The 16267-nt window shown below is 68.4% G+C and carries 10 protein-coding genes; 6 read left to right on the top strand and 4 right to left on the bottom strand.

Annotated elements, in window-relative coordinates:
• Positions 1–66: 66 nt before the first annotated feature.
• A complete protein-coding gene (locus PE061_RS10510) occupies positions 67–3351 on the bottom strand; it encodes an amidohydrolase family protein (RefSeq protein ID WP_271259031.1) in 3285 nt (1094 codons plus the stop codon).
• Between the two features lie 211 nt (positions 3352–3562).
• Here PE061_RS10510 and PE061_RS10505 point away from each other — a divergent pair, with 211 nt between their 5' ends.
• From PE061_RS10505 to gabT, 6 genes are all read left to right on the top strand, one after another.
• Positions 3563–4771, top strand: coding sequence for a serine hydrolase domain-containing protein (locus PE061_RS10505; RefSeq protein WP_271259030.1), 1209 nt, complete (start codon positions 3563–3565; stop codon positions 4769–4771).
• Between the two features lie 28 nt (positions 4772–4799).
• Positions 4800–6179, top strand: a complete 1380-nt coding sequence (locus PE061_RS10500; RefSeq protein WP_271259029.1) for a peptide MFS transporter — start codon at positions 4800–4802, stop codon at positions 6177–6179.
• Positions 6180–6202: 23 nt separating this feature from the next.
• On the top strand, positions 6203–7159 hold the full coding sequence (locus PE061_RS10495) for a hypothetical protein (RefSeq protein WP_271259028.1): 957 nt from the start codon (positions 6203–6205) through the stop codon (positions 7157–7159).
• 154 nt (positions 7160–7313) lie between these two features.
• Positions 7314–8687, top strand: a complete 1374-nt coding sequence (locus PE061_RS10490; protein WP_271259027.1) for an aspartate aminotransferase family protein — start codon at positions 7314–7316, stop codon at positions 8685–8687.
• Entirely contained in the window at positions 8687–10150 is a 1464-nt protein-coding gene (locus PE061_RS10485; protein ID WP_271259026.1) for an NAD-dependent succinate-semialdehyde dehydrogenase, read from the top strand. Before PE061_RS10490 ends, PE061_RS10485 begins: the two co-directional genes overlap by 1 nt.
• 14 nt (positions 10151–10164) lie before the next feature.
• Positions 10165–11478: a 4-aminobutyrate--2-oxoglutarate transaminase gene (gene gabT / locus PE061_RS10480; RefSeq protein ID WP_271259025.1), complete on the top strand. Its 1314-nt coding sequence runs from the start codon at positions 10165–10167 to the stop codon at positions 11476–11478.
• Between the two features lie 6 nt (positions 11479–11484).
• Here the strand turns inward: gabT and PE061_RS10475 are convergent, their stop codons facing one another.
• The 3 genes from PE061_RS10475 to PE061_RS10465 form a co-directional block, all read right to left on the bottom strand.
• Complete coding sequence (locus tag PE061_RS10475; RefSeq protein ID WP_271259024.1) at positions 11485–12453, bottom strand: LysR substrate-binding domain-containing protein; 969 nt, start codon at positions 12451–12453, stop codon at positions 11485–11487.
• 122 nt (positions 12454–12575) lie between these two features.
• Positions 12576–14702: a TonB-dependent receptor gene (locus tag PE061_RS10470; protein ID WP_271259023.1), complete on the bottom strand. Its 2127-nt coding sequence runs from the start codon at positions 14700–14702 to the stop codon at positions 12576–12578.
• 119 nt (positions 14703–14821) lie between these two features.
• The gene (locus PE061_RS10465) at positions 14822–16228 is read right to left on the bottom strand and encodes a P1 family peptidase (RefSeq protein ID WP_271259022.1); all 1407 of its coding nucleotides are present in this window, start codon (positions 16226–16228) and stop codon (positions 14822–14824) included.
• Positions 16229–16267 lie beyond the last annotated feature (39 nt).

Genomic DNA, 16267 nt, shown 5'->3' with positions numbered 1-16267 from the left:
TGCCGAAGTGGCGCATAGGGTTCATGCCGGCACGAACACGTGCGTTCCGCGTGCCGCGATCGCTGCCTACTGGTGCGCCCACGCGCTCTTCCAGTCGATGATGTTGCCGCCGCGTTCCGCGCCGACCTCCCAGAAGAACTTGCCGCGCGGCCGCGGCCGGTTGCCGATCTCGTCCATCGTGTAGGAGTCGTAGAGGCGTCCGTTCACCATCGTGTAGCGGACGCTGTTGGTGTTTCGGATGTCCGCGAGCGGGTTTTCGTCGAGGACGATGAGATCGGCGAGCTTTCCGGGTTCGATCGAACCGATCTGCCCGTCGATGCCGAGCGTCTCGGCGCCGTTCATCGTCGCGGCGCGCAGGATGCGGTGGTTGCTCATGCCGCCCTGCGCCAGCAGCCACATCTCCCAGTGCTGGGCGAGGCCGGAGAACTGGCCGTGCGACCCCACGTTCACCCGCACGCCCGCGTCGTCCAGCCGCTTCATCGAGCGGGCGACCGACCGGAAGCCGATGTCCCACAGCTCGTCCGCGGCGTGGATCGTCGTCATGCCGCGCACGTAGGGCGGCGCGCCGTAGGGCGTGCCGAGCGGGCTGTAGCCGCTGGTCGTGACCTGCACGAACGCCTGTGCTTTCGGGTCCTTCCAGACGTCGCTGTGCTGATACCAGTAGTTCTCGCCGGCGAGTTCGCCGAACAGCAGCACCAGCGTCGGCGTGTGGGAGGCGCGGGCGCCCGCCATCAGCTGGACGACGTCGTCGTAGTAGTTCGGGATCGGCATGTTGTGCTGAAGGTTGGTGTTGCCGTCGGTCAGCATCGTGATGTTGTTGTAGAAGCTGCTCTCGCCCTCCACGTCCACCATCACGCCCGCGTCGCGTCCGGCCTTGACGAGCATCTGGCGCTGGCTGCGCATCGGCTGCCGGTAGCTCTTCACGATCCGGCCGCCGAGCGCGGACTTGCGCGCCATCAGCGCGGCCGCGTCGTCGTAGGACGCGATCGGGACATAGGCGTTGTCGCCCTTCCCCGCGCGTCCGAAGGCGACCATGCCGGAGTCGATCGCGCGCGGCCCGACCATGTCGCCGGTACGCGTCATCTCGCTCATCGAATAGGTCGGCAGTTCGGAGCTGTAGGGATCGTAGTTCGTCGTGATGCCGTAGGCGAGACCGGCATAGCGCGCCGACTGCTTCTGCGGCATAAGCCCCGATGAGGTGTAGTAGCAGTTGTCGATGTGCCCGTGCATGTCGACGAGACCCGGCATCACGGTCTTGCCCGCGATGTCGACGACGCGGGCCGAGGCCGGCACGCTGACCGCGGCGGCGGGGCCGACGGCGGCGATGCGGTTGCCGCGCACGAGCACGGTGCCGTTCTCGATGACCTGTTCGCCCGCCATGGTGATGATGCGGCCGCCGACGAACGCAATCTCGCCCACAGGCACATCCGATTTCGCGACCAGGCCGACAGGCTCGCCCGAGCGCCGGGGCGTCCAGCCCTCCGCAAAGGCCTCGGACGGCGCGGCCGACGCAATCCGGTCGCCGATCGCCCAGACCGCGCGCCGCGAATCCGGCGACCAGACGAGGGCATAGCCGCCGATCGCGGAGATGCGCCGCGCGGGCGTCTCCTCCCCGCCCGCCGAAAGCACGAGCGGCGCGCCCGTCTCCCGGTAGCGGGCGATCCAGTATTGCTGGCGGTCGCGGAACGCGATCCACCTGAGGTCCGGGCTGATGCGGATTTCGGACGTGTCCGCATCGCGCGTTGTCGCGTGGACCCGTTTCCCGGCACCGGCAAGGTTGACGCTTTCGAGCGTCGTGACGCTGTTCTCGCCGTCGTAGGCGACGGCCGTGTAATAGATGCGCGTGCCGTCAGGGGAGAACAGCGGGTCGTTGCCGGGCGGGCCGATGTGGCGGCTTTTCCCGTCCGCCAGCTCCATCACGTAGAGGCCGGGCTTCGACTGGTGCCCGCCGAGACAGCGGTCGCCGTAGTCGATCTTGTAGACGAGCCGTTTCCCGTCCGGCGAAAAGGCGGGCGAGCGCAGCACGCCGCCCGACGCCAGCAGCGTGCGTGCGCCCGTGCCGTCGGCGTTCGCGAGCTTCAGCAGGCCGCCCGTCTCGTCCGCCCATTCCACGTAAGCGATGCGCCGCCCGTCCGGGGAGACCGTCGGCTCGAACTCGAGCGCCGTCCCGCGGCTCAGCCGCCGGGGCGCGGCGGCCCCCTGCTTGCGCCACAACCGCCCGAGCGCGTTGAAGTAGAGCGTGCTGCCGTCCCGCGAGACGGCAAGCTGCCGGATCGCCCGCACCGTGAACTGTTCCGGCGCCAGATCGTGCGTGAAGCGCACCGGCTCGGCCACGCGGTGGCCGCGGGTCACGCGGAACGGAATCTCCGACGCGCTGCCGCTGTCCATGTCCACCTTCCAGAGCTTGCCCCCGGCCCAGATCGCGACGTGGCGATTGTCGGGGAACCAGCCGTAGCGGGGGTAATAATTGCCCTGTCCGATGAAATCGGCCTGCGCGTCGCGGTCGAGGCGATCGAAGACGGGGCGCTGCGCCTGCGTTTCGATGTCGTAGGCGAACAGCACGGTCTTGTCCGCGACGCGCCGGACGAAGGCGAGCCGCTTGCCGTCGCGCGAGAGTTCCGCCGTCGTCGCCCCGCCGAAACCGCGGATCAGTTCCTCCGTCGCGCCCGTCTCCAGCTCGCGGCGCATGATCGCGTAATTGCTGTGGTTGGCGTCGATGTAGACGCGCGACACGGTCGGCGGCGAAACCTTCTCCGTGTAGTAGACGTAGCGGCCGTCGGGAGAGAAGCTGGCTTCATGCACGTTTTCCGTGTTCTGCGGCGCGGGCACGAGCACGCGCCCCGCCCCGCCGTCCAGCTCCCAGAGGCGAAGCTCCGAACCGTGCAGGCGGTGATCGTCGGCGTACATCTTCGCGGCGGCGACGAAGCGTCCGTCCGCGCCCCACGCCGGGCCGTTCACGTTTTCCACCGTCTGCGACGTCACGCGCCGCGGCGCGGTTCCGTCCGCGTTCGAGACCCAGAGGTTGTCGGCGCCGTCCGCGTCGCTGATGTACAGCAGCTTCGCGCCGTCCGGGCTGAAGCGGGGCGAGCGCTGCATCGCCGGGCCGGCGTGCAGCGCCCGCGCCGCGCCCCCGGTCGTCGGAATCGCGAAGATGTCGCCGAGCATGTCGAAGGCGATCGTCTTGCCGTCCGGGCTGACGTCGAGGCTCATCCACGTGCCCTCGGACGTCGTCACCGTCACGTCGCGATAGGGCTGGCCGGTGTCTTCGACGCTCCACGGCTGCATCTGCGCGCCCGCCTGCGGCGCGAGCCCGAGCGCCAGAACGACCAGTGTCCCCAGAAACCTTTTCATAGCCCCCCGTCCGCGCAACACGCCTGATTCTGCCGATGTTGGCCGTCCGGGGTGCGGATCGGCAAGCCCCTTTCGAAGCCCTGCGCGGTGCGGCGGATGCACCGCCCGCCCCGCGCCTGCTGGTGATTGGCGCACACCGGCCATCGCTCGCTTCGCACCTCAGGGGCGGCCCGACATTCGGCATAACCGGTCGGGCAACGCGGGAGGAACGATGCCGCCGACGATGGAGCAGGACTTGCAGCACGCCGAAATCAGGGCCGAAATCAGGGACGCCCCCGCCGATGCCGACGCCCCGGTCGCGGCCTTGATGGTCGACGTCTATTCCGGCCGGCTGATGCCCGACGAGCAGGTGCGGGTCTTCGGGCAGACCGAGCGCGCCTTCGCCACGCGCACGGTCCGCCGCGGCGCTGCGGTCCGCGCGCTCGGCACAGCTCCGGCGGCGGGACTCCCGGAATTCCCCATTCTCGCAAACGACACGACCTACGATCTCTACGATTACATGTCGCGCAACCGCGTCGCCGGGCTGCTCGTCATGCAGGACGACGCGCTCGTCCACGAGCAGTACGAACTCGGCATCACCGCCGCGACGCGCTGGCTTTCCATGTCGATGGCGAAGTCCGTCAGCACCACGCTCGTCGGCGCCGCGATCCGGGACGGCTACATCGCCTCGGTCGAGGACCCGCTGACCCGCTACCTGCCCGAGCTTTCCGGCAGCGGCTACGACGGCGTCTCCATCCGCGCGCTGATGCAGATGACCTCCGGCGTGCAGTGGGACGACACGCATACCAACCCCGCGTCCGAGCGGCGGCGTATGCTGGACCTCCAGATCGCGCAGCAGCCGGGTGCGATCATGCGCTACATGGCGGGCCTGCCGCGCACCAGCCCTCCGGGAACGCTGTGGAACTACAGCACGGGCGAGACGCACGTCGTCGGCGCGCTCGTGCGCGCGGCGACGGGGAAGTGGCTCGCCGACTATCTTTCCGAGCGCATCTGGTCGCGAATCGGCACCGAGGCCGATGCCGCGTGGTGGCTGGAATCGCCGGGCGGCCTCGAAGTCGCCGGGAGCGGCCTTTGCGCCACGCTCAGGGACTATGCACGCTTCGGCCGCTTCATCCTCGAAGGCGGCGTCATCGACGGCGAGGCGGCGCTGCCCGAAGGGTGGACGGCGGAGGCCACGAGCGCGCGCGACATCGGCGGCCAGCGGCTCGATTACGGCTACATGTGGTGGGCGGTTCCGGCCCGCGACGGCTCGCTCGCCGACGGGGCCTTTTCAGCGCGCGGCATCTTCGGCCAATATATCTACCTGAACCCCGCGCGCCGCATCCAGATCGTGGTGCTGAGCGCGCGGTCGAAACCGAAAGGGGCCGAAGCGATCCTCGACAACGATTTCTTCAATTCGGTGGTCGAGGCGATTGGCTGATGATGAACGGCGGAGGCAAGACCGGGCAATGACCACCGCCGTCGACGCTCCCTGTCTGCCCGCGCAGCCTGCGCCCCGCGAAATCTGGGGCCAGCCGCGCGGCCTCGCCTACATCGCCTTCACCGAGGCGTGGGAGCGCTTCTCCTTCTACGGGATGCAGGCGCTGCTCGTGCTCTACATGGCGGGCCACCTGCTGCATCCCGGCAATATCGAGGCGGTGTGGGGCTTCGCGGCGTTCCGCGGCGCCATCGAGGCCGTCACCGGCCCGCTTTCGGTGCAGGCGCTCGCCTCGCAGATCTTCGGGCTCTACGTCGGGCTCATCTACTTCACGCCGGTGCTGGGCGGCCTCCTCGGCGACCGCGTGACGGGACGCAAGCGCGCCGTGCTGGCAGGCGCGGGCCTCATGGCGATCGGCCACTTCCTCATGGCCTTCGAGGCGGCGTTCCTTCCCGCGCTCGGTTCGCTGATCCTCGGCGCGGGATTGCTGAAAGGCAATCTCGCTGCGCAGGTCGGCGACCTCTACGAGAAGAACGACAGCCGCCGCGACGGCGCCTTCACCATCTACTGCACCGCCATCAACGTCGGCGCGACGATCGCGCCGCTCATCTGCGGCACGCTCGGCGAGCTTTACGGCTGGCACTACGGGTTCGGCGCGGCCGGGATCGGGATGCTGGTGGGCATCGTCATCTACCTCGCCGGCTATCGTTATCTCCCGCCGGAGAACGCGGCTCTTGCGCGCGGCGACAAGCCGAAGCTCGCGCACGGCGACGGCCGCGTCATCACCGCCCTGCTGGTCGTGCTTGCGATCACCGCGCTCTACTGGACCGCGCAGGCGCAGGTGTGGAACACCTATCCGCTGTGGGTGCGCGACCATGTCGGCCGCGACATCCTCGGCTGGACCGTGCCCGTCACCTGGTTCCAGTCGCTCGATCTGCTCGCGGTGCTGCTGCTCGCGCCGGTGATGGTCGTGGCCTGGCGCAAGCAGGCGAAGCGCGGCACCGAGCCGGCCGAGCTTTCCAAGATCGCCATCGGCTGCACCGCGTTCGGCACCGCCTGCCTGCTGCTCAGCATGGGGGAATTCACCGCCGGCAGCGGCAAGGTCGCGCTGATCTGGCCGGTCGCCTTCCATTTCCTCTGCGCCGTCGGTTATCTCTATGTCGGGCCGATCGCGCTCGCGCTCGTGTCGCGCGATGCGCCCGCCGCCGTGAACGCGATGATGGTCGGCGCCTACTACCTCGGCATCTTCATCGGCGGCATCGGCAGCGGCTGGCTCGGCCGCTTCTACGAGCCGGTCGGCCCGTTCGGCTTCTGGATGATCCACGCGGCCGTCGTGGCGAGCGGCGCGCTGTTCGTCCTGTTGCTGCGGACGTGGCTCGTCCGGACGCTCCGTTCGAAAACAGCCGGATAAAAGTCTTCAGGAGGGACCAGGGAATGAAAACCATGCTCGCCGCCATCGGCCTGCTTGCCGGGACGGCCTGCCCCGCGCTCGGCGCGACGATCGTCGCCTGCCCCGCGAACACGTCCGCCATGGACTGCGCCTTCAAGGGCGACGGGGCGATACAGGCCGCGATCGACAAGGCCGCCGACGGCGATACCGTTCGCGTGCGCGCAGGCGTCTACACGCCGCGCGCGTATCGCGACCTTCCGTACAAGGAAATCATCGTCCGCGCCTTTGTTGCCGTCGACGGCAAGCGCCTCACCATAGAGGGTGAGAAGGGCGCGATCCTCGACGGCAGCGCGGGCCTTCCGACCACGGCCGTCGGCCTCAGGAACGCGGACGTGACGATCAGCGGCCTCGAGATCACCGGCTTCCGCTTCGACATCGAGGAAGACGACATCTACGAAGGCCACGGCATCTTCGCGGTGGACAGCCGCGCGCGCATCTCCGGCGTCACCATCAGCAAGTATCAGAAGATGGGCCTCACCGGGCGCGGCGACACGATCCTCGACGTGCGCGATCTCCGGGTGCTCGACGGCCATGTCGCGACGTGGCTCTACGAAGGCGCCTACCTGCGGCTCGACGGCGGCGTGTTCCGGAACAACGATTCCTCGGCGGTCGCCGCCTACAACGACAGCGTCGCCCATCTCACCCGCATCGCGGTCGACCGGAGCGCCGACGACGGCCTCTACGCGGAAGACGATGCGGCGATTTACGTTTCGGACTCGCTGATCGTGGGAAGCGGCCCGATCGCGCTCAACGCGACGGGCAAAAGCCGCATCGTCGGCCGCAACCTCGCGCTCCACGGCAATGCCGCCGACGCGAGCGAAACCGGCGTGACGCTGGAGGGCGTCGTCGCGGGCGACCCGCGCGTCGATGCGGACTACCGGCCGCTTGCCGGTTCCCCGATCAGGGGCAAGGGCATCGGCCCGGCCGCCGAAACCCGCTAGAACCGACGGAATACCGCCGCACGCGCGGCGTTGGTGCGGCCCGCGCACCACCGCTCGCCCCTTTGTCGCCTTGGCCCGTCCCGCGGCCGACTGAATGATCGCGCGCACCGGGTCCCGCTGCAAAAGCGGACCGAAACGTGAGGATTTCAGGTTCATGCTCCGCAACTTCGCCGATACCGCCGAACTCCAGTCCGTCGACGCCGCGCACCACGTCCATTCCTTCGCGGACCCGAAGGCGCTCGCGGCAAAGGGCGCGCGCATCATCACGCAGGGCAAGGGCTGCTACGTGTGGGACAACGAAGGCAACCGCCTGCTCGACGGCATGGCGGGCCTGTGGTGCGTCGCGGTCGGCTACGGGCGTCAGGAGCTTGTCGACATCGCCGCGCGGCAGATGAACGAGCTCGCCTACTACAACAACCACTTCGGCACCTCGACGCCGCAGATGATCGAGCTCGCCGAGAAGATCGCCGGGCTGACGCCCGAAGGCCTCGATCACATCCTGTTCGCCAATTCCGGCTCCGAGGCCAACGACACCGTCGTCCGCCTCGTGCGCCGCTACTGGATGCTGCGCGGCAAGCCGACGAAGCAGACCTTCATCGGCCGCGATCTCGGCTACCACGGCAGCACGCTCTGCGCCGTCGCTCTCGGCGGCATGTCGCACATGCACGGCATGGCGCCCGAGATGCTGCCCGGCTTCGCGCACATCATGCACCCGCACCACTATCTGCTCGGCGACGGCCTGACGCGCGAGGAGTTCGGCCTGAAGGCCGCGCGGGCGCTGGAAGACAGGATCCTCGAGCTCGGGCCGGACAACGTCGCCGCGTTCATCGGCGAGCCGCTCCAGGGCGCGGGCGGCGTCATCGACCCGCCGTCCACCTACTGGCCGGAAATCCAGCGCATCTGCCGCCAGTACGACATCCTGCTCGTCGCCGACGAGGTGATCTGCGGGTTCGGCCGCACCGGCGAATGGTTCGGCTCCCAGTACTACGGCATCGCGCCCGACCTGATGCCGATGGCGAAGGGGCTGTCCTCCGGCTATCTGCCCATTGCCGCCGTCGCCGTCGGCAGCAAGGTGTTCGACGTGCTGAACGAGGGCGGCCTTCTCGCGCACGGCTTCACCTATTCGGGCCACCCCGTCGCCTGCGCGGTGGCGAGCGCCAACATCGACATCATCGCGAACGAAGGCCTCGTCGAGCGCGTCCGCGAGGACGTCGGCCCCTATTTCCACCAGTCGCTGCGCCAGCTCGCCGATGCGCATCCGCTCGTCGGCGAGGTCCGCGGCGTCGGTCTCGTCGCCGCGCTGCAACTGGTCCGGGCCAAGGCGCCGAAGACCTTTTTCACCGCCGAGGAGCAGGCCTCGATCCACTGCCGCGAGGTGCTGTGGGACAAGGGCCTCATTGCCCGCGCCGTCGGGCAGGCGATGGTGCTGAGCCCGCCGCTCGTCATCACCCGCGCGGAGATCGACGAGATGGTCGGGAAGATGAAAGCGGGTCTCGACGCCACCGCCGCCGCGTTCGGCGTGCTGTGATGGCGCTGCCGGTCTCCGCGGCCGCATCGGCGCTGATCGCACGCGGGCTGGCGCTCGGCGGGTCTGCATCGCGCACGTTCCCGGTGTTCAACCCGGCAAACGGTGTGCACGTCGCCGATGTCGCGGACGGCACCGCCGACGACATGCGCGCCGCGATCGCGAAGGCGAAATCGGCCTTCCCGGCGTGGAGCACCCGCACCGCCAAGGAGCGCGGCGCGATCCTCCGCCGCTGGCACGGACTCGTCGTCGAGAACGCCGACGCGCTCGCGGAAATCCTGACGCTGGAGCAGGGCAAGCCGCTCGCCGAGGCGCGCGGCGAGATCCTGTTCGGCGCGAATTTCATCGAATGGTTCGCCGAGGAGGCGAAGCGCGTCTACGGCGACATCGTCCCCGCCCACGCGCCCGACAAGCGCTGCCTCGTGCTGAAGCAGCCGGTCGGCGTCGTCGGCGCGATCACGCCGTGGAACTTCCCGAGCGGTATGATCACGCGCAAGGTCGCCCCCGCGCTCGCGGCGGGTTGCACGATCGTCGTGAAGCCCGCCGAGGACACGCCGCTTTCCGCGCTCGCGCTCGCCGTGCTGGCGGCGGACGCAGGCCTCCCCGAAAACGTCATGACGGTCGTGACGGCGGCGCGCGCGGCCGAGGTCGCGGGCGTGCTGACGGCGAGCCCGGACGTGCGCAAGCTCTCCTTCACCGGCTCCACCCGCGTCGGCAAGCTGCTGATGCGCGCGTGCGCGGACACGGTGAAGAAGCTCAGCCTCGAACTCGGCGGCAACGCGCCGTTCATCGTCTTCGACGACGCCGATCTCGACGCGGCGGTCGCGGGCGCGATGGCGACGAAGTTCCGCAACGCCGGGCAGACCTGCGTGTCGGCGAACCGCATCTACGTGCAGTCCGGCGTCATGGAGGCCTTCGCACGGAAATATGCCGAGGCCGTCCGTGCCCTCAATGTCGGCGACGGCTTCGAAACCGGCACGCAGATCGGCCCGCTCATCAACGCGGCAGCCGTGGAGAAGGTCGACGGCCTCGTGCAGGACGCCATCGGCAAGGGCGCGGCCGCCGTGCTCGGCGGCGGGCGGCACGAACGCGGCGGCAATTTCTACGCGCCGACGATCCTCACCGGCGTCCGCCCCGAAATGGAGATCGCGCACGCCGAGATCTTCGGCCCCGTCGCGCCGCTCACGCCGTTCGAAACCGAGACCGAGGTCGTCGCCCGCGCGAACGACACGCCCTACGGCCTCGCCGCCTATTTCTGGTCCCGCGACGTCGGGCGCGTGTTCCGCGTGGCGGAGGCGCTGGAATACGGTATGGTCGGCGCCAACGAGGTGCTGACCTCGAATGAAGGCGCGCCGTTCGGGGGCATCAAGGAATCCGGCATCGGCCGCGAAGGTTCCCGCTACGGCATCGAGGACTTCATCGAAATCAAGTATCTTGCGCTCGGCGGAATCGCCGCGGCGGCCTGAACAGGGAGAGCGATATGAAGACCAGCAATGAAGTTCTCACGGCCCGCGCCGAGGCCGTGGCGCGCGGCGTCTCGCACGTTACCAGCGTCGTCTGCGACCGCGCGCAGAACGCCGAGATCTGGGATCTCGAAGGCCGCCGCTACATCGATTTCGCGGCGGGCATCGCGGTGTGCAACACGGGCCACAACCACCCGGACGTGAAGGCCGCCGTGATCGCCCAGCTCGACCGCTTCACGCACACCAGCTTCAACGTCGCCATGTACCCGCAGTACGTCGAACTCGCGCAGCGCCTGAACGCGCTCGTGCCGGGCAGCGGCCCCCGCAAGACGATCCTCGTCTCCACGGGCGCCGAGGCGGTGGAGAACGCCGTGAAGGTCGCGCGCGTCGCCACGGGCCGCAGCGCCGTGATCGCCTTCTCCGCGGCGTTCCACGGGCGCACGATGATGACGATGGCGCTCACCGGCAAGGTGACGCCCTACAAGGCCGGGTTTGGCCCCTTCCCCGCCGAGGTGTTCCACGCGCGCTTCCCGGATGAAGCGGCGGGGATCACGGTGGAGGACAGCATCGCCAGCATCCACGACATCTTCCACGAGGATGTCGATCCGGCCCGCGTCGCCGCGATCATCATCGAGCCGGTGCAGGGCGAAGGCGGCTTCAACATCGCGCCCGTCGCGTTGCTTCAAGCGCTGCGGAAGCTCTGCGACGATCACGGTATCCTGCTCATCGTCGACGAGATCCAGACCGGCTTCGGACGCACCGGCGCGCTGTTCGCGCACGCCCGCGCCGGCATCGAGGCGGACATCGTCACGATGGCGAAGGGCATCGCCGGCGGCTATCCGCTCGCCGCCGTCACCGGCCGCGCCGATCTGATGGACGCGGCCGCGATCGGCGGCCTCGGCGGCACCTACGCGGGGTCGCCCGTCGCCTGCGCCGCAGCGCTCGCGGTGCTGGGCGTGATCGAACGCGAGGACCTCTGCGCGCGCGCCGAGGCGATCGGGCAGACGATCGAGGCGCGGCTCGTCGATCTGCGCGCGCGGGCGCGCAAGGGCGTCATCGGCGACATCCGCCGTCTGGGCGCGATGGTCGCGATGGAGCTTCGCTCCGCCGAGGCGCCGCACGCCGCCGATCCGGCGCTCACGCGCGCGCTGATCGCGGAGGCGCAGAAGCAGGGCCTGATCCTGATCTCCTGCGGCACGAAGGGCAACGTCATCCGCTTCCTGATGCCGCTGACGATCCCGGACGCGCATCTGGAAGAGGGCCTCGCGATCCTCGAACAGTCGCTCGCCGCGCTCGACGTGCTTTCCCCCCGGCTTGCGAACGCAAGCTGAGAGCGCTCAGGGGTTGCCCGAAAGGGACTTGGCGATCGCGTCCTTCAGCCACCGGCGATAGCGCCGGATGAGGGGCGCGTCCCAGCGGTCCGCACGCGCGATGAAAAGATAGATGCCGTCGCTGTAGGGCTGGAAGCTCTCAAGGCCCTTGCCGATCTCGACGAGCCGTCCGCTCGCGAGGTCGTCCGCCGCGACGAGGTGGTTCGCAAGCGCCACGCCGCGCCCGTGCAGCGCGGCGTCGAGCGTCAGGTGCCCCTGCCACAGCTTCGGCCCCGTCAGGTCGATGTCGTCGTAGATGCCGTGCGCGGAAAGCCAGTTCACCCAGGAATCGAAATTGTCCTCGTGAAGCAGCCGGTGCTTCAGCAGGTCGCCCGGCTTTTCGACGGGCGCCGACGCGGCGAGATATTCGGGGCTCGCAACGGCGACGATCGGCACCCTCGCCAGCTCGATATGGTGCAGCTTCGGACCGAGCGCGAAGGGCGAGCCGTAGGTGGGCACGAAGCGGATATCGATGTCGGTCTCGTGCGATCCGAAATCGGGGCTGCGGTCCGTCGGCCGGATCTCGATCTGCACGGTCGGGTCGAGCCGCTCGAACGCGCCGACGCGGCGCGACATCCAGTGCAGCGCGAAGCCGGGCATACACCAGATATGCAGGCGGTGCTCGCTGCCGCGCCGGATCAGCTCCATCGTCGCGTCGGCCAGCATGTCGAGCGCCATCGCCACCTGCTCGTGATAGCGTATGCCCGCCTCGGTCAGCACCACCCCGGCGGAGGTGCGCTCGATGAGCGTCGTCCCCGTCCAGGTTTCGAGCGTTCGCAGGTGGCGGCTGATGACGGCATGGTCGCGGCCGAGGCTCTGCGCCGCGCGCCGCACGCCTTTCAGGCGGGCGACCGCATCGAATGCGCGCAGCGCCTCGAACGGCGGCAGCGACTTGCGCGACGGCGGATTGACGCCCTTGACCTTACGCTCCAGCACATAGTCCTCCCGACCGGGCCGAGCTTCCCATCCCGTCCCGTTCGGGTCAAGAACCAGAGAGTTAAGCACTTGAAACTCTTGAAATAAGGGCGGCGCTCCTTGGGAAGCGCCGCCCTTTTCGCTCAGAAGCTGACCGAGCCCTTGATGCCGATCACCCGCGGCCGCGTGCGGTTCGAGTTCGCCCAGCCCTGATAGGGGTCGATCGCCTTGTTCACGTTGGCGATGTTCTGGCCGTAGAGCTCGACGCCCACCATGCCGAACGTCGCGCCGATCCGGGCATTCAGCAGCCCGATGTCGTCCGAGGTCTGCGGCAGCACGGACGGCAGGAAGCTCGACCGGTCGATGTACGTCACCTTGTCGCGGTAGCTGTAGTCGACGCGCACGAAGCCGGGCACGTCCGCCGCCCAGTCGAACTCGTAGTTGGCGCCGAGCGTGATGCTGAACTTCGGCGTGTAGTCGGTGCGGTCGCCGGCGATGTTCACCTGGTCGGTCGCCGCCGTCGCGACGATCTCGCTGTCGAGATACGCGGCGCTCGCGGTGAAGGTGAGCCCCGTCGTCGGACGCACCGCGGCGCCCAACTCGATGCCCTTCACCTCGACCTCGCCGATATTGCTCGATTCGGAGAGATACTGGCCTTCGACGATGACGAGACGCCGCCGCACCATGTCCTTGTACTTGGTGAAGAACGCCGCGATGTCGTAGCTGAACGTGCCGTCCGAGGTCATGCCCTTGGTGCCGATCTCGTAGGTGTAGACCTTCTCCGGATCATAGGGCGCGAACGGCGCGGCATTGAAGCCGCCCGAGCGGAAGCCCTTGGCGACGTTCGCATAGATGCTGCCGTTGTCCGAATACTGGTACGAGACGTAGACGCGCGGATCGACGGAGTCGAACTTCGCGCGCTGCTCCGCGCCCGTACCCGGCGCGTACTCGATCAGGCTCGTCCGCTTGTCCTTGAAATAGCGGATGCCGGCGCCGATCGTCAGCCGGTCGAACAGCTTGTACGACGCATCGGCGAACAGCGAGTAGGACTTGGAGCTCGATTTCGAGAAATAATAGAGATCGTCGTACAGGACGCCCCCGCCCTCGTAGAGATCGCCGTCGGGCGCGTAGGCATATTCATAGTCCGCCAGGAATTTGCCGTCTCCCTTGCTGTAGAACGCGCCCAGCGTCCATTCGAAGGGTCCGCCCGAAGACGTCAGCCGCAGTTCCTGGCTGAACTGGTCCGCATCGGCCCAGCGGTCGTCGTTGCCCTCGACGATGCCGTAGGAATAGTTGCCCGGCCGCGGGATGTAGGTGAACGGATACTGGTGGCTGTGCTCGATGTACGTCGTCGCGCTCACCAGCTCCGCGAAGCCCATGTCGTAGCGGAGTTCGAGGTTGTAGATGTCGAAGTCGAATTCCTTGGGGATCATCACCTTGCTGCGGTCCGGCCCGACGTCGACCGTGCGGTCCGGCTCCTCGTAGCCCATGCCGAGCTTCGTGTCGGCGCGGTGGATCTGCACCATGCCTTCGGCGCGGAAGCTGTCGCTCGGCGTCCAGAGCAGCTTGGCGCGGACGTTGATGAGCTCGGTGCCGTTGCCGTTCTTGATCCCGGCTTCCGGCTGGTCGATCCAGCCGCCGCCCTGCTCGTAGGCGCCCGCGATGCGCAGCGCGAGCTGATCCTGCACCAGCGGGAAGTTGAGCACGCCGCTCAGCTTGGTGCCGATCTCGCCGCTGGCGACGTCAAAGACCTCGCCCTCGATCTTGCCTTCGAAACGGCTGGCGTCGGGATCGTTGGTGACGAAGCGGATCGTGCCGCCCGCCGATCCCTGCCCGTAGAGCGTGCCCTGCGGGCCTTTCAGCACCTCGACGCGGGCGAAATCGAGCGGAACCGGGCTCAGCTGGTCGTAGCCGGAGAGCGAAAGCGGCGCCTCGTCGAGGTACATGCTGACGAGCGCGCCGGAGCCGGACTGGTTGGCAAGGCCGCGCAGGAAGATCGTGTAGCTGCCGGGGCCGTCCTCGCGCATCGTGAGGCCGGGGACCGCGAACGACAGGTCCTGCACGGTGTCGATGCCGCGCTGTTCGAGATCCTCGCCGCCGAGCACTGCGACCGCCATCGGAACGTCGATGAGACGCTGCTCGCGTTTCTGGGCGGTGACGACGATGACCTGCCCGTTGTCGAGGTCATCCGACTCCTGCGCGTAGGCCGTTGTCGCAGCCAGCATCGCGAATACGGAAACGCCTGCGACGAGTGTTGTTCTGGGAACCATTGCTACCCCCTTTTTTGCAGCGGATTATTGATTGAAAAGGCTATGGACAGGCCGATTTCACGGCAGATGCGAAAATCGCGGCAGGCGGTGCAATCCGGGCACCACCCATGCGCACGGATTCAGCGGTCGCCGCGCTTCCGCCCGTGCTGCTGCCAGCGTCCGGGATTGATCGTGAGGCCGCCGCGCGCGTCGAAGCGCAGCACCGTCGGGTATCGGCCGGGCACGACATAGTCGCCGGTCTCGGTCGGGATGACCTCGACGGCCGCCTCCTTCGGGATGCCGAACACCCGCCGCTCGCCGACCGCCTGACCGAGCAGCCGTCCGTCTTCCACCTTCAGCTCGAGTTCGGCGAGCGCGCTGAACCGGTATCGGCCCGCGAGCTTGCGAAGCGCCGTTGCATCCACGGCGCGGCGCGGCGGCGCCTCGAACGCCGCCTGCGGCTGCGGCGGTACGGCGCTGAGGATCGCGTCCCACATCACCTCGGAGGTGATCGTACCGATGTCGAGCAGGCCGATGCGCTTGTCGTCGGCGGGTTCGTATTCGGCCGTGGAGACGGCGTAGAGCACGTCGCCGTCGAATTCGGTCTGGAAGGGCTGGATGCCCCGCGCCATCGACGTGTGCACGTGGATCGCGAGCCGTTTCAGCTCCCACGGCTCCATCTTCTGGTTCACGACGATCAGGCTGATCGTCGTGTTCTTCCTTTCGGCGGAGGGCGCCACGCCCGTCCAGCCCGGCTTGCCGCTGTCGGGCGTCCCCGCGAGGATGTCGCGGGTCCTGAACCCTGCGGGCCACGTCTTGTCCGGATAGCAGGCCGCGGTGCGGCCGTCCCGGTCCGTCACGACGCCGAGCGCGTTCACCACCGTGAACGCCGCGATCTTCAGGTCGCCGACCTTCCGGAAGGCGCCGCCCTGCCCCGAATGGGCGTTGCATCCGAAAATGCTGCCGCTGACCGCCGACCGGCCCGCGCCGTATGCGCCGCGCGGGAACACGCCCGGCACGGCCGCCTTGAGCGCAGCCTGCGCGAGGCGCTTGTCGGGATAGATTTCGTTCAGGCGGCGGCCGCCGAAATCGTAGATGATGGAGCCGACCGTGAGCCCGACATTGTCCCAGTTGCCGCCGCGATAGCCTTCGTCCTTCAGCGCCGTGTTCACCGCCGTCACGGCTTCGAGGCCGTACCAGGAGCCGCCCGAGAAAACGACCGAGTCCAGCTCGGGAAACGGATAACCAATCCCGAGATACTCGGTGTTCACCGTGCCGGGCCCGCCGCCGCGCACGTCCACGGCCGCCAGGACCTTGCGGTTGAACCGGAAGACGGTGAGCCCGGTCGGCCCGTCCTCGTACTGGCCGGTGCCGATCGTGAAGGCCGGCCAATCGAAACGCAGCGCATCCGGCGTGTCGTAGCCGTCGTTGAGCGTCGGCTTCAGCGCGTCCTGCTCCGCCGATTGCGCCCGCACCGGCGACAACGGCAGCACGGCGACCAGCGCCGCTATCGCCACACCCCACGCGTATGCGCCCGATCGCTTCATGTTCATCTCCATCCCGGTGCCTTTGGCTTGCAGATTTGC

Source organism: Sphingosinicella microcystinivorans (assembly GCF_027941835.1).
Taxonomy (GTDB): domain Bacteria; phylum Pseudomonadota; class Alphaproteobacteria; order Sphingomonadales; family Sphingomonadaceae; genus Sphingosinicella.
This window is presented reverse-complemented; position numbering and strand designations above follow the sequence as displayed.

Bases quoted from the DNA above. Each gene is read 5' to 3' on its own strand.
- PE061_RS10485 (WP_271259026.1), top strand. From the start codon at position 8,687: ATGGCGCTGCCGGTCTCCGCGGCCGCATCGGCGCTGATCGCACGCGGG.
- PE061_RS10505 (WP_271259030.1), top strand. From the start codon at position 3,563: ATGCCGCCGACGATGGAGCAGGACTTGCAGCACGCCGAAATCAGGGCC.
- PE061_RS10510 (WP_271259031.1), bottom strand. From the start codon at position 3,351: ATGAAAAGGTTTCTGGGGACACTGGTCGTTCTGGCGCTCGGGCTCGCG.
- gabT (WP_271259025.1), top strand. From the start codon at position 10,165: ATGAAGACCAGCAATGAAGTTCTCACGGCCCGCGCCGAGGCCGTGGCG.
- PE061_RS10495 (WP_271259028.1), top strand. From the start codon at position 6,203: ATGAAAACCATGCTCGCCGCCATCGGCCTGCTTGCCGGGACGGCCTGC.
- PE061_RS10490 (WP_271259027.1), top strand. From the start codon at position 7,314: ATGCTCCGCAACTTCGCCGATACCGCCGAACTCCAGTCCGTCGACGCC.
- PE061_RS10500 (WP_271259029.1), top strand. From the start codon at position 4,800: ATGACCACCGCCGTCGACGCTCCCTGTCTGCCCGCGCAGCCTGCGCCC.
- PE061_RS10470 (WP_271259023.1), bottom strand. From the start codon at position 14,702: ATGGTTCCCAGAACAACACTCGTCGCAGGCGTTTCCGTATTCGCGATG.
- PE061_RS10465 (WP_271259022.1), bottom strand. From the start codon at position 16,228: ATGAAGCGATCGGGCGCATACGCGTGGGGTGTGGCGATAGCGGCGCTG.